Origin of the sequence: Virgisporangium aliadipatigenens (genome assembly GCF_016863615.1) — a bacterium.
Taxonomy (GTDB): domain Bacteria; phylum Actinomycetota; class Actinomycetes; order Mycobacteriales; family Micromonosporaceae; genus Virgisporangium; species Virgisporangium aliadipatigenens.
In genome coordinates this window covers 63,648-84,868 of record NZ_BOPF01000016.1, presented here as the reverse complement: position 1 = coordinate 84,868, position 21,221 = coordinate 63,648, and the positions used below count along the sequence as shown (strand labels likewise).

Sequence of the window (21,221 nt, the reverse complement as noted above, 5' to 3'; positions counted from 1 at the left end):
TGCAGTTGTGGCGGGGACATCGCCGGCCGAAACCGGCCATCCCGGGCGCCACAACTGCAAGATCGGTGAGGGCAACGCGAGGCGCCACGGCCGTGACCGGCCGTGGCGCCTCGCGCGTGATAGGCGATCCGCTACAGGTACAGGTCCACCCGGTTCTCCGGGCGGTTCGCGAGCTGCTGTTCGACCCGCGCCTCGGCGGCGCGGTCGGCCGCCTCACGGACCTCGGCCGCCCGGGCCAGTTCGTCCTGGATCCGCACCTGCTCGTTGCGCTCCTGGACCCGCACCTGCTGGTCCTGGATCCGCGCCTGCGTGTCGATGGCGAGCTGTTCCTGCTGCTCCTGCACCCGCAGCCGCTGATCCTGCAGCCGCTGCTGGCTCTCCAGCCGGAGCTGGTCCTCCACCTGACGCAGGTCGTCCAGCCGCTGGTCGCGCATCCGCTGCGCCTCGAGCTGTTCCTCCGTCACCTCCTGCTGCTGGATCCGCCGGTCCTGCACGCGATCGGCGACCAATCGCTGTTCGACGGCGTCCTGCTGGAGGACGTCGTCCTGCGCGGCCCGCTGGATCCGTTGCTGTTCCTGGATCTGCTGCATCTGGGTGGTCGCCCCGATAGTGGTGACGCCCCCCACCGGAGTGATGGTCATGTCGGTTCACCTTCCCGTGTTCGTGCTGCCACGTGGCCCGGGTTGGGTCTTCGGCTTCGAGGTCACTATGCCCGGCTACGACGGCATTCAACCTGGTTCGCCGGAATCTTGATATTGACATGGGCCGTATGGTTCATCTGCTGACGCGGGAGCCCATCCACTGGGCTGAGAGGACGGCTGCACGGCGCCGTCGACCGTCTGAACCTGACCGGGGTAATGCCGGCGTAGGGAGTTGGGATGTCTGTCGAGCCCGTCCACGCGGGAAACACCGAGCACGTCCAGGCGGGAAACGTTGACGCACCCGTTGTCCGGGATGGGAAGGCGCCGCGCACGCTCGGGTTCCGGGGCGCGCTGGGGCTCTGGGGCAACCTCGGGGTGAGCCTGTTGCTGCCGGTGGCGGCGCCGTTCGTGGTGCTGGCGGGGCGGCCGTTCGGGGTGACGTTCGCGGCGATCGTCGTGGGAGCGGTGATCGGGTCGGTGCTGCTGGGGCTGGGCGCGGCCGCCGGTGCCCGGGAGGGCGTGCCGGCGATGGTGCTGCTGCGCGGGCTGCTCGGCGCGCGGCTGTCGTACCTGCCGACGGCGTTCAACCTGGTGCAGTGCGTCGGGTGGGCGACCTTCGAGATCGTCATCATCGCCGAGGCGGCGTCGCGCGCGCTGTCCGCGCCGCGGTGGCCGTTCGTGGTGGTGGGGGGTGTGCTGGCGACGCTGATGGCCGTCCGGCCGCTCGGCGCGGTGCGGGTGCTCAGCCGCTACGCGGTGTGGGCCGCGCTGCTGTCGCTGGCGTACCTGATCTTCCGGGTGCTCTCCGAGCCGCGCTCCACTGTGGACACCGGCGGGGCGACGTCGTTCTGGACGGCGGTGGACGTCGTGATCGCGCTGCCGGTGTCGTGGTTCCCGCTGGCCGCCGACTACACCCGGCACGTGCGCGGCACCCGCAACGCCTTCGCCGGTGCGGCGATCGGTTACGGGGCCGCGACCGTGGCGATGTTCACCCTCGGGGTGCTGGCCGTCGCCGCCTACGGGACCGATGTGATCACCGCGTTGCTGGCCGTGCCGTTCGGGCTCGCCGCCGTGCTCATTCTCGTTGCGGTCGAACTGGATGAGGCCTTCGCGAACATCTATTCCACGGCCGTCTCCGCACAGAACCTGGATCCACTGTCCAAGGTGGACAGACGCTGGTTGGCCGTCGGCGTGGGCGTCGTGGCGACCGTGCTCGCGCTCACCTTCGACATCGCCGCCTACGAGCCGTTCCTCTTCCTCATCGGGGCGGTGTTCGTGCCGCTCGTCGGCGTCTTCGCGGTGCGCTACCTGACGAACGCCCGCTGGGACCTCTCCACCGGCGAGCGGCCGTGGCTGCTGGTCCCCTGGGTCGCGGGCTTCGTCGCCTACCAGCTCACCACGCCGACGTTCTTCGCCGGCCCGGGTGCGTGGTGGAGCGCCTGGTGGGCCGAACGCCAGTCCGACCTCGGGATCGACCCGGCCAACGGGCTCTCCGCCTCGCTGGTCAGTCTCGCGGTCGCCGCGGCGCTCACAGGGCTCGGCACAGCAGTGCGGCCGGCCCTTGCCGCGCGCCGACGCGACGGGTGAACGCGATGCCGGCCGCGTACTCGTTCGCCGCGCACTCGCCCTTGTAGTGACCGGAGGCGTAGTCGCCGTGGTCCGCCGCCGGGCGGTTGTCGCCGCGATCGAACCAGACGGTGCGCCCGTTCGTGGGCAGCGCGCGGGACGCCCTGGCGCACAGCGCACCGGAGACGGTCGCGCCGCGCACGCTCCAGCCGATCAGCAGCTGGTCGGCGGGACACTGGAGCTTCGTGTACCCGCCGGCCCAGTCGCCGCCCGCGACGTGGCGTTCGTCGGTGACCTGGGTCCAGGCACCACCGGGCGCCCACGGGTCGGCGAGCCCCGCATCCGTGCACAGCGAACGGTTTCCCGTGCTGCTCAGCCCGATCAGCCGTTGCCCGTCGGGGCAGGCCGACTTGCGCGCGCCGCTGTCCCAGTCCCCCGCGGCGCGCATCCGCAGCGACTGCACGAAGTCGCCGTGGTCCGGGCTCAGCATCGACCAGCGCGCGGCGACCGGGATCTGGCCGGTGCGCCCCGGTGACTCGACGAGGCGCCGCCAGATCTCGCCCCGCCAGTCCGGGTCGGCGGTGTCGTACGGGCCGATCCGGTTGCCGGCGCGGTCCCACGCCAGCAGCGCCCAGCCGTTCCCCCGGCCGCCCTCGTGCCAGCCGACCAGCGGCCAGTACGCGAAGTCCGCGTCGTTACGGATCAGCTCGTCGACGAAGGTGGCGAACCAGGCGCGTTCCTTGGCGTTGGTCTCCTCGCGGCCGCCGACCCCGAACTCGCTGATCCACACCGGTGCCGTGTAGTGCTTCCCGGTGTCGGCCGCCACGTAGAAGGCCTGATTCCGCAGCACGGTACGCAGTTCGTCGGGCGACAGGTCCCGGTAGCGCGGGTCGCTGGTCTCCCCCACCCCGGTGGCGCCGCTGTGCCGGGGACCGGTGTAGCCGTAGAAGTGGGCCGCGTAGACGAGCTTGTGCGAACGGGTCAGCGTGTGCGACAGCGTGCGCACCGGCGCCAGCGTCGGGCGTTCGTGCGCGAAGCCGTCGACCGGGATGCCCGTCCAGTTGATGCCCTCGACGAAGACGAGCAGGTCCGGGTTGGCCTCGGTGAGGATGCGGTCGCCGACCCGCTGCGCCGCGGCGAACCAGTCGTGGTCGTCGCCGAGCCCCCAGTTGGGGTCGTCCCACACCGAACGGCGCACCTCGTTGTACAGGTCGGCGCCGACGACCCGCGGGTCGGTGCGGTACCGGCGCACCATGAACAGCCAGTCCGCTTCCCACACCGTGGCGCTCTGGGACGCGTTCCAGCGCTCGTTGCCGTCGACGCCGCAGCACCAGCGCGTCGTGTTGGTGTGGTTGTTGAGGATGACCGCGAGGCCGGCACCGGTGAGCGCGGCGACCACGACGTCGTACACCTGCAACGGCGTCAGCCCGGCCAGGTGCGGGTTCGCCGCGACGTCGGAGGCGCTCACGGGTCGCGTGTCGTGCACCATCTCGTTGGAGAACGGCAGCCGCACGCTGTTGACGCCGATCTCGCGGAACCCGTCGACGATGCGTCCCACGGGTGCGCGGTCGAGGCCGAGCGGCACCCGGTGGGAGTTCTCGCCGGCATGGTGGTTGGCGTCGTCGGCCTGATCGCCGGAGCCGTTCCAGGTGCCGCTGGCGCCGTGCCAGTTTCCGGAGCGCAGCCGGAACCTGTCGCCGTTCCTGTCGACGATGTAACGCCCACGGGTGCTGAGCGGCGCCACCCAGCTCTCGCTCGACGGCATCGGCACGGCCGGCGGCCGGGCCGGCACGACGAACGAAGCCGCCAGCACCAACCCGACCGTCAGTGACCGGAACACGGGATCAGCCGAAGTACCACTTGTGGTGCGCCAGGTCGCCGACGCAGACCCAGGCGTACACGTCGTCACCGTCCTTCTGGTCGGCGCCGTGCCAGCCGTCGACGCACTTGCCGCTGGCGATGCCGACGATCAGCTCCTGGTCGAACTTGAACTTCTGCTCGGCCGCGGTGCTGCACTTGGCGGTGCGGATCGAGGTGCCGTCCTGCGGGTCCTTCGGCACGTCGAGGCAGAAGCCCTTGGCGCGAAGCGTGCCGTCGGTGCGCACCTCCCAGCGCTGCTCGGCCGCACCGGTGCAGGGCATGATCAGCGTGACGTTGCTGTCGCCCTGGCTGGTCAGGCACTTGTTCGAGGCCCGGTTCTTGATCAGCACGGTCGGCGGGCCGGTCGGTGACGCCTTCGGCGACGCGGCCGGCGACTTGCTCGTCGCGGGCCTGCCGGACGGGCTGGGCGACGGCGAGGGGCTGGCCGGCGCGGTGGCGGCGTTGCCGGCGGTGAGCCGGTTGTCCTGCGAGTAGTAGCCGACGAGCGCCCACACCTGCTCCGAGCGGTTACCGGAGCCCTGGTCCTTGCGGCCGGCCACCTGCCGGGCCGCGTCGGGTCCCATCTCGAACGCCGCGACGGAGAGCTTCACCGCGTCGTTCGTGACGCCGGTGAGGTCCTTGCTCAGGCCGCACAGCGCGGTGCCGAGCGCCGGGATGGCCGCCTTGGCGTCCCACGCGGAGGCCTCCTTCGGCCCGTAGGTCTCCCACATCTTGTCGCTGAACTGCGCGATGCCGCGGGCGCCGTCGCCGCCGAGCTTGTTGGGGTTGAACCCGGAGGCGGCCATCAGGTGCGCGGCGACCAGCGGCGCGCTCACCTGTGCGCAGGACTTGCCGGCGGCGACGATCGGCGCGACGTACTCGTCCGGAACCGGCTTGGCCGACATGTCGGCGGTGCTCTTCACGGCCCCGCCGAACTCGGCCCGCTGCGCGTACCAGGCGGTGTAGGCGGCCACCTCGTCGACGTACTTGGCGGCGCTGTCCGGCACGCCGCCGGCCTTCTGCACGGCGTCCTTGCCGACCTGGAACGCCGCGAGCGCGTTGCGCCACGGGTCGCCCGGCACCTTGGCGACGCGCAGCTGCCCGATGAGGTCGCAGACGTGGTGGGCGAGGGCGGTGATGTTGGCGCTCTCGTCGCCGCGCTGGGCCTTCGGCCACGGCTGCCACTGGGTCCAGACGGTGTTCTCCAGGCCGGCGATGCCCTCGCGGCCGGACTGGTGGCGCGCCTCGGGGTTCATGGCGGAGTTCGCCATCAGCTGTCCGGCGAGGCGCGCGGGGCTGAGCGTCGTGCAGGAGCGTGCCGCCGCGACCACGACCGGGAACTGCTCCGGCGGTACGGCGATGCCGATCTTCGGCTCGGGATCCGCGTTGGCGAACTTGACGGTGTCGGTCGCGATGACCGCCGCGCCCAGCGCCGCGGTGATCGCCACGCCCGCGACCGTCGCGCGTGCCCAGCGTCGGTCGAGCAACCCTCCCAGCCGCCGGCGGAACTCCGGACCCGGGACCCACATCTTCGGCGCTTGCATGTGCGGCCTGCCTCCCCTGAACCCGGCCCCGATCAACGCGGTTTCCCGGAGGAAGGTTCACGCCGATCGGCGAAACGCGCTGTGATCCAGGTCACATGCCCGGATGTCCGGAACGCGCGCCGGGACCGGGCGACAGGCTACCGTCCTGGTGTGTCCGACCTGCTCTCCGACGCCCGCCGCGCCTGGGTCACTGAGGCGATCACCAGGGTCGAGGCCGACGCCAACCGCTCGGCCGACACCCATCTGGTGCCGTTCCCGCTGCCCGGCGCGTGGGGCGTCGACCTGTATCTGAAGGACGAGTCGTCGCACCCGACGGGCTCGCTCAAGCACCGGCTCGCCCGTTCGCTGTTCCTGTACGGGCTGTGCAACGGCTGGATCGGGCCGGACACGACCGTCGTCGAGGCGTCGTCGGGCTCGACCGCCGTGTCGGAGTCGTACTTCGCGCGCATGCTCGGGCTGCCGTTCGTCGCCGTCGTGCCGGCCACCACGTCGCAGGAGAAGCTGGAGCTGATCAGGTTCCAGGGCGGGCGGTGCCACCTGGTCGAGGACGCCGGCTCGTGCGTGTCCGAGGCGTACCGGCTCGCCGCCGAGCTGGGCGGGCACTTCATGGACCAGTTCACCTACGCCGAACGGGCCACCGACTGGCGCGGCAACAACAACATCGCCGAGGCGATCTACCAGCAGATGGCGATGGAGCGGCACCCCGTTCCACAGTGGATAGTCGTGGGCGCGGGCACCGGCGGCACGAGCGCGACGATCGGGCGGTTCATCCGGTACCGGCGCCACGCCACCCGGCTGTGCGTCGTCGACCCGGAGAACTCCGCGTTCTACCCGTCGTGGCGCAGCGGCGACCCGAACGTGCACACCGCCAAGCCCTCGCGCATCGAGGGGATCGGGCGCCAGCGGGTGGAGCGGTCGTTCGAGCCGCACGTGGTGGACCGGATGGAACTCGTGCCGGACGCGGCCTCGATCGCCGCCGCGCACGCCGCCTCCGAGGTGCTCGGCCGGCGGGTCGGCGGTTCCACCGGCACGTCGCTGTGGGGCGCGTTCGGCATCATCGCCGAGATGCTCGCGCAGGGGCGCACCGGTTCGGTGGTGACGCTGCTGGCCGACGGCGGGGAGCGGTACCGGCACACCTACTACTCGCCCGAGTGGCTCGCCGCGCAGGAGCTCGACCTGGAACCCTTCGGCAACACGGTCGACAGGTTTCTGAAAACCGGCGAATGGGCGCCGCCGGCGATGCCCTGAACTGGGACTTTCCCGATGTCCCCCGGTTTTCCCTAGCGTAATCCTCGTGCTCGCGGACATCTGCGCCGGCTGGCGCATCGTGCCCGCGCCGCACGGGATCTACCTGCACACCGGCGAACGCGCGGAACTCGACACCGCGCCCGGCCTCGACCACGCGCTGCACACCGCCGCCGGAACCGCCCTGCCCCGCCTCGTCACCACGCCCGACGCGCTCGGCGGCCCGCTGCTGGAACGCAACCTCGACCGCTGGCGGGACGCCCACGGCGGCCTCCTCGTCGACCTGAGCGGCGCGCCCGGCGGCCCGACCCGCGCCGACGCCCAGGAGTACGCCGACCGCTACGCCGTGCGCATCCGGCTGCCGGGCGGCGTCGAGGTGCGCCCGGCCGACGGCGTGCAGGTGCGCCCCGCCGAGGGCGTGCAGGTGCGCCCGGCCGACGGCGTCACGCGCGTCCCCGCCCCGTCCGGCTCCGCACCGGCGTTCCCGCGCGCCCGGCTCGACGGCGACGCCGGCGGCACGAACGGCGGCGACCCGGCGCGCGCCGCGTTCCTCGACGCGCTCGGGCGGGCGCTGGTGCCGCTGCGCGGCGCGGGCGGCTGGGACGCCGCGCTCGACACCCGGGCCGCGGCGCTACGGCCGGCGCTGCGGGCCCCGCACACGGCCGGCGCCGGCGACCGCGCACTGCTCGCCGCCGCACTGTCCGATGTGGACCGCCTCGAACGCCTCGCCGCCGAGTTCCGCGCCGGGCCGGGCGGCGTGCCCGAGGTGCTGCGGCTGCTCGCCGCCGTGCGGGAGCCCGCCACCGTCGCCCGTGCGGTCCGGCTCGACGGGCTGCTCCCCGAACGGGATCTCGCCGCGCGGCTGGCCCGGGCCGGCGCGCTGCTGCGCCTCGCCGACGACCTCGCCGCGACGCTTCGGCCCGTTCTCGACCGGGCCGTGCGGGCGCTGCCCGACCGCCGCCTGCCCGCGCTCCTGGACGAACTGCTGCCGCTGCCGGCCGGCGCCGAGGCCCTGCACGCCGCCGTGTACCTGGCCGGGCAGCGCGCCCACGACGAGGTGCTGCGCCCGGTGCGCGACGGCGCCCGGCCGCTCGCCGACGCGGCGCATCGCCGCGCCGGCCTGCACGAGACGGCGCGCGGCGCCGACCCGCGCGCGGTGCGTGCCGCCGCGCGGGAGGCCCGGGCGGCGGCGCTGCGCGGGGCGGCCGAGCAGGCCCGGGTGTCCACGGTGGACGGTGCGCTGCCGGCGGCGGAGGCGGCGCGGCGGGCCCGGACGCGGGCGGCGGCGCGGGCGCGGGCGGCGGCGCTCGGGGACGTTCCGGTGCGCGCGGGTGGGGCCGGGCTGGCGGCCGCGCTCGCCGACGCGCGCCGCGCCGAGGCCGAACGGCTCGACGCCGCCGTGGACGCGGTGGCCGCGCTGTTCGCGCCGGGTGGCCCACTGGTCGACGCCCCGGAGGTCGACCGGGTCGAACGCATCCGCGGGCGGGTCGTGGCGGGGCAGCCGTTGACGGCCGGTGACGCGGCGTTCCTCGCCGAGCTGCGCGCGCTGAGCGGGGTCGCCGACCCGATGCTGACCGGGCCGTTCGAGGACGCCGCCGGGCAGCGGCTGCAGGATCTGGGGCTGCGCGCCGACGCGCGTGCCGTCGCCGTCCTGGCACTGCTCGAACGGGCCCGCCGCTGGGTGGCGCTGCGGGACGGGTACGCGGCGCACGCGCGCGGTTCGCCGGCCCCGGGGCCGCCGTCCACCGTGGACGACGACGGGTGGACCGCGCTCGCCGACGTCGCCCGGATGCGGGCCGCCGCCGACCCGATCGTGCGGGCCGCTGACGCCGTTCCACCGAAGCGGTTGGCGACGCCCGCGGCCGGCGGGGCGCCGGTGACGCCGCGCACGACGGCGCCGGTCGGGGCCCGGCAACTGCCGCTGGACGCCGTCACCCGCGCGGTGCGGGCCACCGATCCGGCCGGCGGCGCACCGGAGAGCGTCACGACGGCGGCGGCCGCGCTGCTCGGCCCGGAGTCGGCCGGCTCGCCGCGCTGGTACCTGGTCACCGAGCCGGACCGGGCCGGCCCGCCGGCCGCGCTGCTCACCGCCGGCCTGCTCGCGCGCCGCATGCCGGAACTGCTCGGCGCCGGCCTGTCGCTGCGCACCGGCGACCGGGCCGGGGCCCGCGAGATCGTCGTGCACGGCGAACGCATCGGCACCTACACGTCCACTGTGGACGGTGCGCTGACCGGCCTCGTGCGCGTCGTCGTGGAGCACCGCCACCGCGGGCGGACGCTGGCCACCCGCACGGTCCACCTCACCGAGGAGGTCGACAGCCGCTCCGGCGACACGGCGACCCGCGCGCCCGCGTCGACCCCGATCCGGTCCGCGGCCGACGTCGCCGCCACCCTCCACGGGCTCGCGGGGGTGCGGCCGTTCGCGCCGACGCCCGCGCAGCTCGCCGGCGGCACCGCGCACCTGGACCCGGCGGCGCTGCGCCGGGCGCACCGCTACCTCGCCGACGCGCTCGCCCCGCCCCGGCCGGACGGCCCCGCCGTGCTGTCCCGGCCCGACAGGGAGCGGCTGCTCGACGCGCTGCGGCGGACCGTCTCGGCGCCCTACCTCGACGGCGTCCTCGCCACCGCACTCACCCGCACCGCCGTCGCGCACCGCGTCGGCGGCCGCCGCCTCGGGACCCGGCAGACCGTGCTCAGCACCGGGATCCGGCTCTACGACGCCCGGGTCCTCGGGTACGTCGGCACCGCGCGGGGACCGGCCGTCCGGGTCGCGGTCGGGCTGCTCCTCCAGGTGGAACACGGTGGGCGCCGGCACGCCGTGCGGATCGACGACGCGGCCGAACTGCAGCTGCCCGTGCCCGCCGCGCTCGCCCTGCGCGAGGCGTTCACCGCGCCGCTGGAGGTGGCTCCGTTCGCCGGCGGGAACCTGCTGCCGGCGCCGGGCGACACCGCCGCGACCTACGCCGCCGCGGCCGCCCGCGCGCCGCACCTGCCCGGGGTGCACCGGATCGCCGGCACGTTCGACACCCGCGGCGGGCGGCTGGTCGCCGGCGACGCGGCGCTGGACGCCACCAGCCTCGCCGAGCAGGTCACCACGATGCCCGGCTGGCACGGACAGCGCCTCCTGGTCCTTGACGTCGCCGGCGTGCCGGCCCGCTACCGCGACGCGCTCGCCGACGCGCTCACCCGCGCCGCCGGGCATCCCACGCACGTGCTCGGCCGCGACGGGGACGGCGGCTGGGTGCTGCACGGCAACCGGACCGGCCGCTACGGCACCGACCTCACCGCGGTGCTCACCACCGAACTGCCCGCGGCGCTGCGCGCACCCGGCGGCACACCGTCCACAGTGGACACGGTGAACCCGGTGAACGCCCTGAACACCCTGAGCGCTGTGGACCCGGTGGACACAGTGGACAGTCGGTACCGGCTCACCGTCGCCGAACTGCGCGAATGGGCGGTCGACGGCCGGCCCGTCGAGGAACCCGCCGTGCTGGAGGACCTCAACCGGCTCGCCGGCGCCGTCCGCGCGGCCCGCGAGCGGCAGTGGCGGCGGCTGCGCGCCCGGCTCCTCGACACCTGGAACCGGGCCATGGGCGCACAGGCCGCCGCCGACCCCACGGAGTGGGCCGGTGTGGTGCACGCCGACCTGGTCCGGTTCCGCGGTGACCTGGCCGCCGACGTGACGGCGCAGGCGCAGCGGCGACGCGCCACCGGCCGGGAACGCCCGAGCGTGCGCTGGACCGACCTGGAGCCGATCCCGGAACTCGACGAGCCGGCAGCCGGCGAGTGGGCCGCCGCCGACGGGGGCTGGACGTGGGTCGGCACCGGGCACCCGACCGCCCTGCCCACCGGCCTCACCCCCGGCCCGACCGGCGGCGCCGCGCAGAGCCGCCGCTGGTGGACCCTGCTGGAGCTGATCACCGAGGCGACCCTGCTCAGCGGCAGCGGCGGTCGCCCGCCGGTGGCCCTGGCCGCCACCGCGGCCCTGCGCGTCGACCGGCTCGTCGCGTTCGCGGCGTCCTGGCCCGGCCGCGCCGACGGCTCCGACCTGCCCCGCCTCTACGAGTTCCTGCGGGCGGCGCAGACCGGGCTGACCGGCGAACGGGTCGAGTTCCGGCTGCAGGCGTTCCGCAGCGGGGAGGACGGGAGTGTCGTCGCCTCGCCGGTCCTCGGGGAGCGCGGGCCGGTGCTCTTCGTGCACCACGACGCGGTCGCCGACGTCTACGTTCCACTGTGGACGTCGCGGTGGCGGCGCACCCTCGTGGGGCTGGCGACGCTCTCCGACAACGGCGTGCCCTACGCCGAGAACGCCGTCCGCGCGGCCCTGCTGAAGGTGCCGGCGCCGGTGCGCGCCGACCTGACGGCGGCCTGGGACGCGCTGAGCGAACGGGTGCGCCGCACCTGGTTCGGGGCCGCGCGGCAGCCGGTCGAGGAGCCCGCCGGGGCCGGCCCCTGGCTGGACGCGACCGCGCAGGCCGTCGAACGGCTGCACCAGGAGGTCGCCGCCCTCGCCGACGAGATCACGAACGCCGTCGACGACACGGCCGTCGCGCGCTGGTTCCACCTGGACGCGGCGAACGCCACGGTGCCGCGCGAGGCGTTCCGGGTGCTGCGCGGGCTGATGGACGAGACCCGCGGCACCCGGCGGGAGCTCCGCGCCCTCGTGCACGAGGTCGGCACCGTGTCGCGGCGGCTCACCCGTTCCGCGCGCTGGCGGGTCGAACGCCACCGGCTCACCGGCCGCGACCCGATGCCGGGCGTGCCGATCGGGGCCCGCCGCCGCCTGCTGCAGCTCGTCGAGGTGGCGCACACCCTCGACCCCGAACGCCTGACCCGCGGCCCCCGCGCCGACCGCGTCGGCTACCTCACCACCCTGCGGCGGCTCTTCGACGCCCTGCGCGCCGACGTCGTGCACGTGGACGTGCTCGCCGCCCTGGTGGCCGGGTGGCGCGGCGGCGGCGCTCCGGACGTTCCACAGTGGACAGATCTGCGGGCGCTGGTCGCGGCGACCGAGGACGCCAAGTCGCCCGGACGCCGGGTGGAACTCGCCGACGTGCGGCGGGCGTGGGAGGCGCTGCGCGGCGCCGACCCGACCACGTCGCCGGCCGAACCGGAGCCGCACGGCCCGCTGGCCCTGCCGAACGACGCCTACAGCGCGACGCTCACCCTCCCCGGCCACATGCGCGACGACCAGCTGCTCGGCGCGGCGCGGGCCGGCCTGCTCCCGGGCGAGCGGGACGCCCTGATGGACTTCGTGCGCCGCGGCGTCGGCGGCGTCGTGCCCGACGACGACCCGGGCCTGGCCGCCCTGAAGCACACGCTCGACCACCGGTTCCGCGACGGCCTCGTCGACGGCGCCACGGTCACCGTGCGGCGCGCCGACGGGCCGGTCGAGGTGACCCTGCACCTCACGCTGGTCAACCGGATGACGGCGATCCGGCGGGACATCGGGTCGCGGCGCATCGACACCGGCACCGAGTCCAGCCGCACCCGCGGGTTCGTCAAGCGGTACACCCGCTCGCGGGTCTGGTCGCTGCCGTTCTCGTTCCTGCTCAACGCCTCCCCGGTCGGCGCGCTGCTGAGCATCGCGGCGAAGCTGATCCGCAACCAGCCGACCACGACGATGGGCGGCGCCAGCGGGGTGCTCGACCAGAAGCTGCTGCGCAGCGGGCTCGGCAGCGAGGCGTACCACGCCGACCTGTACTCGGCGCTCACCGTCACGTCGCTGGTGGACGGCAAGGAGTCCACCGCCCCGCCGCGGCACCTCCTGCGACCCGGCGCGGTGCTGCTGGAGATCCCCGAGTACATGCTCAAGCCGACGGCGTACCGGCCGCTGCCGCCGCCTGCGGGCACCCCGCCGGCGCCGGACGAGTTCGACCTGAACGGGCGGGTGCCGCGCACGTTCACCGTCGACGACGTCGGCGGGACGAAGGCGCTCTTCCTCGACCTCCTGGAGGCGGTGCCGGCCGCCAAGCGGATCGGCAGCCCGGCCCGCGACACCCTGCGCGAACTCGCCGAGCGGCGCACCGTCGCCAACTACGTCGACCAGCTCGCCGACACCTACCTGTACTCGCCCACGCTGTACGACGACGACCCGGACACCCCGATCGGGGCGGTGCGCACCCGGCTCGTCCTCGGCCGGGCCAACCGGATCTCCGTCACCGAGGACGGCGAGGTGCTGATCCGGCACAGCAACGCCGGCAGCGTGGCGCTCATCGCCGCCACCTCGGTCACCGACGGCGGCGAGGTCTCCCTGGGCGTCGGCCCCGGTGCGCTCATCGACGCCGGTCCGATCACCGCCTCCGCCGGCCTGGTCGCGCGGATCGCCGCCGCGTACAAGCGCAGCCAGGGCGCCAAGAACGGGGGCGCCGCCGCCGACCGGCACATGGCCGACGCCGGTGGGCCGACCGCGCTGTACCTGGTGCAGGTCGCGTTCGTGAACCAGGCCATGGGCGCGCAGCCGCGCGAGCCGGTGCACGGGTTCCTGCTGATCCGGATGCAGGTCGAGGAGGCCCTGCGGCTGGCCGCGCCGGAGACGTTCACCTACCGGTCGACGTCGAACGCGCCGCGGCGCACCGACCGGGCGCCGACCAACACCGACGACGTGCAACCGCCGACGTATCTCGCCCGCCGCCACCCGCGCACGATCGGCCCGTCGATCACCGCCGACGTGAGCCGCGGCCGGGAACTGCACGACCTCGTCGTGACGAAGCTGCGCGGCGCCGCGCCGGAGCTGCTCCCCGACTGGGCCACCACCGACCCGAAGCGGCTGGCGGGATCGCCCGAGCGGTTCCTGTCGGTGGTCACCAACTACCGCTCGCTCGGCGAGGGCATCACCCGTTCGGCGTTCCGCTCCGGCCTGTCGCAGGTGCTCGACGTCGGGCTGCGCTTCCGGTTCCGGATGCTCTCCGTCGGCAGCGTCGACCACTACCTGCTGACCCTCGCCGGCCGGCTGGGCAACCGCCGCCACCGCGGCACGATCGAGTCGATCAGCCCGGCCGACATCACGATCATGTCGGAGGAGCTCGACTCCAGCCACGGCCGCACCGAGGAGCTGAGCGAGTCGTTCGACGTCTCGGGCTGGGTCAAGTCGGCGGCGAAGCAGACCAGCGGCCACGTCGGCTTCGGTCCGCGCTGGACGCAGGCGCTCGGGCAGAGCGGCGAACACGGGCAGGGCATCGTCACCTACCGCCTCTCGTACAGCGCCGCCGGGGTCGAGGTGTACGAGTTCGACCTCGACGTCGACGCGACGCTCGCGCACTACCGGCGCCCGCGCGCGTGGCGGCGCATCGCCCTGGTCAACCCGTTCCTCGGCGGCTTCCGGTTCACCCGCTTCCCGGACCGGAAGCTGTTCGACGCGCCGTTTCGCAGCACGGTCACGCTGTGGAGCCCGTCCGACCGGTCGTGGCGGCAGCCCGACACCGACCGCCGGCCCGTCGCACCCGTGCCGGAGCAGACCCTCGGGCCGGTCACCGACCTCGACCCCGAGGTCGCGCGCACCGTCATCGAGGCGCCGCGCTCCGCGCACTTCACGCCCGCGTTCCATCCGGACGCGCTGGACCAGCCGCCCGCCGTGGTCGTCGATCTCGTCACGGGAACGGTGCAAGCGCTCGGCGGGAACCGTTCGCTGACCGAGGGCGGCACACCCGTCGACCAGGTGCTCACCGACCGGTACGCGATCACCGTGCTGCGCGGCCGGCTGTCGGTGCTGACCGCCCCGGGCGGGCTGATGACGGCGGGCCTGATGGGCGACGGGGCGTTCGTCGACTGGGAGGCCGGCGTGCGGGTGCGCCTGACGGCCGGGAACTGGCGGGTCGAGGACGTCGTTCCGGACCTGCACGTCGAGGAGTACCACCAGGGGCGGGCCGGCGCGAGCGGGGCGCGCAGCCGGTCCGACCAGGTGACGTTCGCGTTCGGCGTCGGGGTCGGCGGCACGCCGGAGACCCCGGCCGGCCGCTTCTCCGGACGCGCGACCGCGACGTACACGTTCGTAGACTGGCTGAACCGCTTCGTGCGGCGGACGAACGTCTCCGGCGCCCACGAACGCAACCGCGCGCACACCGGCCGCTACCAGATCCTGCGCGCCGACGTCACCTGGACCGCGCTCGCCTCGGCGAGGCCCACCAACCTGCTGACCGAACTGGCACCACGCGCACTGCGCCCGAGCGAACGCCGGCGCGCCCGGCAGGTCACCGTGCCCGACGCGCTGTACCTCGACATCGCCGACGCCGACGTGCGCGACCTCGCGCTGCTGCCGCACGAACGCCCCCTGCCCGGCCCGCTCGACGCGGTGTGGATGCCGCCCGAGCCGCTGCGCACCGGCCTCGGGCTCGGGCTGGCGCTGCTGGACCGCAACGTCGACCTGATCCAGCTGCTCGACGTGCTGCGCACCGAACTGGAGCGGTCGCTGCCCGGGGCGCTGCCCAGGGATCTCGCCGCCGACGTCACCGGCAGCCTGCGCCACGTCACTGCGGCGGTGACCGCGGACGGCATCCACGCGTTCATCGACAACCTGCTCGACGGCGGCGTGCCGATCCCGGTGCGGGTGCGCTCCTTCGGGCACAAGCGGGTCGCGCGGGTGCTCTTCCGGCTCCGGCTCGACCGGGTGCCGGTCTTCGAGGACCTGCGGCCCGACATCGACATCGAGAGCTATCACATCGGCACCGCCGGGCAGGGCGAGGGCCACGAGGTCGAGCACTCGCACGGCCTGCGGCTGAACGCGTTCGGCGGCGAGGGGCAGCAGCACGGCTCGGCGCAGGGCCTCATGTTCGGCACCATGGCGCAGGCCGCCCGCAACCGCGCCTCCGCCGTCGACCACGGGCGGGAACTGCGCGTCTACACGATGACGATGAACTCCGGGCCGGCCGCGCGCTACGCCGCCCGCCTGGTGCCGTCGGTGCAGGTCGACTTCCAGGACGGGAGGAGCTGGACGCCGCGGCTGCCCGACGACGTGGCGGTCGGCGTGCCGGTGATCGTGCCGGAGTCCTCGAGCGTGCCGGGGTTCCACACGTCGACGCCGAGCGTGGCACCGGCGCCGCCGACCGTCACGCTGCTGCCGCCCTCGGAGGCGACCCCGCGCCGGCTCGCCGCCTGGAAGGCCGCGCCCGAGGCGGTCCGGCTGCCGAAGCAGTTCGGGATGGTGCACGTGTGGGGCGCCGGTGGGCTGCGCACCGCCACCGAACGCCTCATGACGATGCTGGCCCGCGGCGGCCGGGCGGCACCCGGCGACGACCTGGCCGGCTACGACCGCGACGTGGGCCCGATCCACATCGGCAGGCAGCTGCGCTCCGACTACCGCGGCGCCACCGGCGACCAGAACGCCACCATCTGGTCCACGGTCAACAATTTGACGCTGGCGGGGACGTTCCACCTGCTCAACGACGCGGGGGACGCGGACCGCGACGGGCGGCAGCCACCGGTCGACGGCGCGGCGGCCGGCCTGTCCCTGCCGGTCGTGTCGGTGCTCTCCCCCACCGGCGGCTGGCGGCCGGCCACGCTGCGGGTCCTCGCCAACGTGCGCAACGTCCGCCTGCACAACGTCACCGGCCCGAACGCCGAGAGCGTGAAGCTGGAACACCGCACCGCCACGGAGATCCCGCGCACCGAGTACCACAGCGTCTCGGACAGCTTCGACACCAGCGGCGCCTTCCAGACCTCGCTCTCCGGCGGCTCGCAGAAGGACCAGACGCCCGCGAAGATCTCCACCGAACCGGCCGCCACGCTCACCCAGGCCGACAAGGCGCAGCAGGAGGACGACTACAGCGCGCTCAGCGGCACCGCGACCCTGGTCGCCGGCGAGGCCGACCGCCGCGCCACGGTCGGCGGCAAGTCCGACCGCTACCTCAACCTGCGCGACATCACGCACACCTACGAGTTCACCGCCGACGTGGAGTACCGGCTCGTCGCCACGCTCGGCGACCGGACCGAGGCGGTCGAGGTGACCGTCAGCGACGGCCTGCGGGTCAAGCTGCGCCAGCACGACGCGATCGCGCACGGCCTGATCACCGAGGAGACCGCCGAGGAACTGCGGGCCCCGGTCGCCGACATGGACGCGGTGATCGAGACGTACAAGGACGCCGGCCGCACGGCGATGCACGCCCAGGGCGTGATGGCGACGGCCATGCGGGACCTCGACCGCGCGGTCGCCGCCGAACGCGTCGCCTGGGCCCGCGTCGAGGACGCGGCCGGCCGGATCGACGGGCCGACCGACGGGCTGGCGGCGGCGCGCTGGATCGTCCGGCTCGCCTCCCGCCGCAACCGCGTCGCCGACGAGGTCAACCGCCTCGTCGACGTGCAGGAACGGCACGAGCTGGCGCGGGCCGCCGCCGTGCGGGCCCTGGAGGCGCTGCGCGAGGTCCAGGCCGAGGTCGGCGCGACCGACCCGACCGACGTCGCCGCCACCGACCGCAACCGCGCCCGGCTGGCCGAGGTCACCGGCGCCGAGGCAGCCGCCCGCACCGCCTGGGAACGCGCCTGGCGGGAGCTGAGCGACACGCACGCCGACCTGGCGACCCGGCTGCGCGCCTGGTCCGCCTCGGTCGCGCTCGCCGCCCGCCACCGCCCCGCCGGCGCGCATCCCGCCCTGGCGGCCGCCGACGCGTGGGTGCGCGAGGCGGAGCGGCTGGCCACCGACGCGGCGGCCGCGCACACCGAGCGGGCCGCGTACAGCGCCGCGCGGGTCGCCGCGCACGCCGCCGCCACGGCGTACGTGACGCGGCGCCGGGAGTTCGTCGCCCACGTCGCGGAGATCACCCGCTCCGCCGTCTGGGGCGTCACGTCGATGTCCCGCTCCATGACCGACTCGCTGTCGCTCGGCGGCGCGTCCGGGTCCACGCCGCCGCGCGAGCAGTGGCTGTCCGCGCCCGACTGGGAGCGTTCGGCGGAACTGTGGGAGGAGCACCGCGGCACCCTGCTGCGCCGCGGCGAGCTGGCCCGGATGCACGACGCCCTCGACCGCGCCGCGGCGGCCGGCACCCCGGCGACGACCGTCGGGGCGCAGCGCGCACTGCTCCGCCTGGCCCCGCTCGGCCAGGCCGAACGCGCCTACCGCTACCTCACCGCCGAGCCGCACGAGCGGACCGGGCAGATCGTCGACTGGCTCGCCGACGCCGACACCGCGCTGCTGCCCCACCTGCTGCCGCTGATCACCGCCCTCGCCGAGGCGCGCCCACCCCCCACGTCGACGGTCGTCGTGGCGATCCTGCGCGCCACGGCGCACGCCGTCGCCGGCGAACTCCCCGAGGCCCGCGCCGCCGTCGAGACGGCCCGGCACGACCTGACCCTGGAGCTCCGCTTCGCCTGGCTGGAGCACCTCAGCCGGGTCGTCGCCGCTCACCGCGGCGCGGCCGACCGCCTCGACGTCGTCTCCCAGGCGGTCGCCTCGTGCGGCTGAACCGCCGGCGGCCGCCGTCCGTAGTGAACGCCCGCACCGCACCCGACCCCGAGGAGCAGGCATGACGTACCACCCGCCGAACATGAGCGAACTGGCCGAACGCGCGGCCGGCGTGCAGCGGCTCTTCGAGGACGTGTTCAGCGCGCTGGGCGCGCTCAGCGTGACGGCCTCCGACAGCAGCGGCGCGGTCACGGTCACCATGCGCGCCAGCGGCCTCGGCCAGATCCGCATCGACCCCGCCGTCGCGAACCCGAACCAGGTCGACGTGCTGGAGGACCTGGTGCTGCAGGCCCTGCGCAACGCCGCGCACCAGCTCAACGAGCAGGCCGGGGAGACGTTCGGGCCGGACGACCTGAACCTGATGAATCGGTGACCTGAGCGGCTGAACCGACCCGCCGCGCACCGCGTTGTGCGGGATTCCAGTACGGGCGACGAGGAGGCACCGTGGTCGGACCGGCCCGCCCCAAGGACAGGATCTGCGTCGACGACTTCATCGTCCCGGTCCCGTCCGGGGTCTTCCTACGCACCGGCCCGATCGACGACCCGCTGCAGAACGACGCCTTCGGGTACGCCCTCGACCTGCCCGGCCGTCCCGGCGTGACCCGGGTGACCGTGGCGCCCCAGGCCGGCGCCTCCACGCTGCTCACCGAGTACGTGCAGAGCCAGCGGGAGCCCGTTCGGGCGAAGCTGGTGCTCGACCTGACCAAGCTCGGCACGCGGGTCACCGAACGGATCGCGCGGGACTACGCGCGGCGGTTCCGGGTCGGCGTCGGCTGGGTGCCGTTCCGCGAGATCGCCGACCTGAGCGCGCCGCACGTGCAGTTCGCCGACGCCGGCGGGCGGCCCACCGCGCGGCCCGACCTCGCCGACCACGCGCGCGTCCTGCCGCCGGAGGGCACGGCCGTCACCGCGACGCCGGACAGCCTCCACCCGCTCACCCCGACGAGCCTCGCCGACCTGCGTTCGCTCGCCGGGAAGCTGCGCGAGGCGCACACCGCCACGGCCGGGCGGGTCGACGACTTCGACAAGCCGGCCATCGACGCGTGGACCCGCTTCGGCACGGCGCTCGACACGTTCGCCGCCGGGGTGGACCGGACGGCCGCGCAGCCCCGTGTGCCGCCGGAGGCGCTCGACGAGCGGCGGGTCGACGCGTCGGCCGCGCTGCACGCGTACGACGACGCGCGGGTCCTGACGCCGGGTGCCAAGCCGCCGATGATCAGCACCCTGACGGCGCCACCGGCACCGGCCGCGCCGCGGGCCCGGCTGGACTTCGCGCCGCGTTCGCCGAACGGTGCCCCGGCCGATCCGCCGCGGGTCGGCTCCGACGAGGCGTTCGACCTGGTGGTGCTGCCGGACGGGGCGCAGCGGCGGGCGTTCCTGGGCGGGCTGCTGCGCGACACCCCGCCGGAGCGGGTCCAGTCGTTGATCGCCGCGATCAGCGCCGCCGTGCCGAACCTGAGCCGCGACCCGGAGATCGTCCGCGACCTGGCCGTCGCGGGCGCGTTCACGGCGGTGCTCGCCAAGGGCGGGACCGTGCCGCAGTGGGCCGCCGACGCGGTGGGCCGGCTGGCCCCGGCGACGGACGCCGACGCGGCGCGGGACTGGCTCGACCAGGCCGGGCTCACGGGCGCGGCCCGCCCGCCGTTCGCGAACGCGCTGGACGAGCTGACCCGGCCGCTGGAGGCGGTCGCCGGCCCGTCCGTCGCGCCGCCCGCGACCCGCCCCGCCGACCTCGACCCGCTGCTGCCGGTGCGCGCCGCCGAGCGGCGGCTCACCGAGGAGAGCGCGCGCACCGGCGCCCCGCCCGGCCCGTCGGTGGACCGGTACGGGGCCTGGGCCGCCGAGGTCACGCCGACGGCCGCCACGGTGCCCGCCGGCTCGCTCACGGACGGGTTCGCCAACCTGATCGGCGGGGTCTCCGCGCTGTACGGCAAGCCGGTCGACCCGACGACGTTCGACGGGACGCCGCCGACCGACCTCACCCGGGCCGACGCCGAGCGCGCGGTGGGCGGCACCTTCCGGCCGCTCTCCGACGAGCGACGCATCTGGAACTTCGTGCTGTCGCAGCCCGGCGCCTCGGTGTGGGTGCACGTGCCCGGCGGCCGGCAGGGCCCACGCGTGTTCGGGATCGTCGGCGACGGCCGCGCCGGTCCGGTCACCGCGCGGTGGGCCGACCCGCGGGTGCCGGGCCTCTTCGGCGCCACGGCCGACGTCCAGGACACCCACGGGGCGCTGCTCAAGCAGGACGGCGTGCACGTCGTCGCGCTCGACCCGGCCGGCAACCCGATCGACCTCGACGCCTACACGCCGCCGGAGCCGGCGCCCACCCCGTCGGCGCCGGTGCGCCAGGGGCCGGTGACCCGCCCGCAGCACGCCGAGGTGCCGGCGCTCGCCGAGATGGTGGCGGCGGCCGACTGGCCGGACGCGCTGGCGGTGTTCGCCGCCAACCGGGAGGTGCTGTCCACACCGGCGGCGATGGAACATCTGAACTACCGCATCGCCACGGCGACGAAGACCATCACGGCCCGGCTGGTCTCGATGCGCGGCATTTTCCAGCTCGCCGCCCTCGGCAAGTACGACCTGGCGGTGAACTACCTGACCGCCGCCGACCCGGCCAAGCGCCGGCTGATCCTCAGCGGGAACGTCGCCGGCGCCGACGCGGCCTTGCTGGGTGCGATGTCCGACCTGTCGGCGGCCGTCACCCGCACCAACGCCGAACGCGCCGACGTCGCGATCATCACCGCCGCCGCCAGGGCGCTCCGCGGCAGGAAGAACGACGTCGACCGCTCCCTGGTGCCGCGGTTCGTCAGCTACAGCGCCCGTGTCGCGTGGTTCCGCCACCTGCGCGGGCTGGCCGACAGGCACAGCGGCAACGCCGCGTTCGTCGACGAGATCAACGCGCTGATCCGGGAGGTCCTGCGCTGTTGACCGGCCACCCCGCGGCGCGGGGCACCGGGACGGTCGGCTGAGCAC

Annotated in this window: 8 protein-coding genes and 1 riboswitch; of the genes, 5 read left to right on the top strand and 3 right to left on the bottom strand. The window is 75.0% G+C overall.

Going from position 1 to position 21,221, the window contains the following annotated elements; genetic code table 11:
- Positions 1-131: 131 nt before the first annotated feature.
- Positions 132-641, bottom strand: coding sequence for a hypothetical protein (locus Val02_RS22585; RefSeq protein WP_203901164.1), 510 nt, complete (start codon positions 639-641; stop codon positions 132-134).
- A 135-nt stretch (positions 642-776) separates the two neighbouring features.
- A riboswitch (TPP riboswitch) is annotated at positions 777-889 on the top strand.
- Here Val02_RS22585 and Val02_RS22580 point away from each other — a divergent pair.
- Positions 879-2,228, top strand: coding sequence for a purine-cytosine permease family protein (locus Val02_RS22580; RefSeq protein ID WP_203901163.1), 1,350 nt, complete (start codon positions 879-881; stop codon positions 2,226-2,228). Its footprint overlaps the riboswitch before it by 11 nt.
- Here the strand turns inward: Val02_RS22580 and Val02_RS22575 are convergent.
- Together Val02_RS22575 and Val02_RS22570 are read right to left on the bottom strand one after the other, a co-directional pair.
- A complete protein-coding gene (locus Val02_RS22575; RefSeq protein WP_239153251.1) occupies positions 2,170-4,047 on the bottom strand; it encodes a glycoside hydrolase family 5 protein in 1,878 nt (625 codons plus the stop codon). The genes Val02_RS22580 and Val02_RS22575 overlap by 59 nt on opposite strands.
- A gap of 4 nt (positions 4,048-4,051) precedes the next feature.
- Positions 4,052-5,515, bottom strand: a complete 1,464-nt coding sequence (locus Val02_RS22570) for a ricin-type beta-trefoil lectin domain protein (RefSeq protein WP_203901162.1) — start codon at positions 5,513-5,515, stop codon at positions 4,052-4,054.
- A gap of 246 nt (positions 5,516-5,761) precedes the next feature.
- On the opposite strand from Val02_RS22570, the gene cds1 reads away from it, so the two are divergent.
- The 4 genes from cds1 to Val02_RS22550 all read left to right on the top strand — a co-directional run bounded on the left by cds1 (position 5,762) and on the right by Val02_RS22550 (position 21,176).
- Positions 5,762-6,859 carry an L-cysteine desulfhydrase Cds1 gene (gene cds1, locus Val02_RS22565; protein ID WP_203901161.1) on the top strand — a complete coding sequence of 366 codons (1,098 nt, stop codon included), beginning with the start codon at positions 5,762-5,764 and terminating at the stop codon, positions 6,857-6,859.
- Positions 6,860-6,905: 46 nt separating this feature from the next.
- Positions 6,906-18,248 carry a hypothetical protein gene (locus Val02_RS22560; protein WP_203901160.1) on the top strand — a complete coding sequence of 3,781 codons (11,343 nt, stop codon included), beginning with the start codon at positions 6,906-6,908 and terminating at the stop codon, positions 18,246-18,248.
- A 61-nt stretch (positions 18,249-18,309) separates the two neighbouring features.
- Positions 18,310-18,621, top strand: coding sequence for a YbaB/EbfC family nucleoid-associated protein (locus tag Val02_RS22555; RefSeq protein ID WP_203901159.1), 312 nt, complete (start codon positions 18,310-18,312; stop codon positions 18,619-18,621).
- Between the two features lie 71 nt (positions 18,622-18,692).
- The gene (locus Val02_RS22550) at positions 18,693-21,176 is read left to right on the top strand and encodes a hypothetical protein (RefSeq protein WP_203901158.1); all 2,484 of its coding nucleotides are present in this window, start codon (positions 18,693-18,695) and stop codon (positions 21,174-21,176) included.
- The last annotated feature ends 45 nt before the right edge of the window (positions 21,177-21,221 follow it).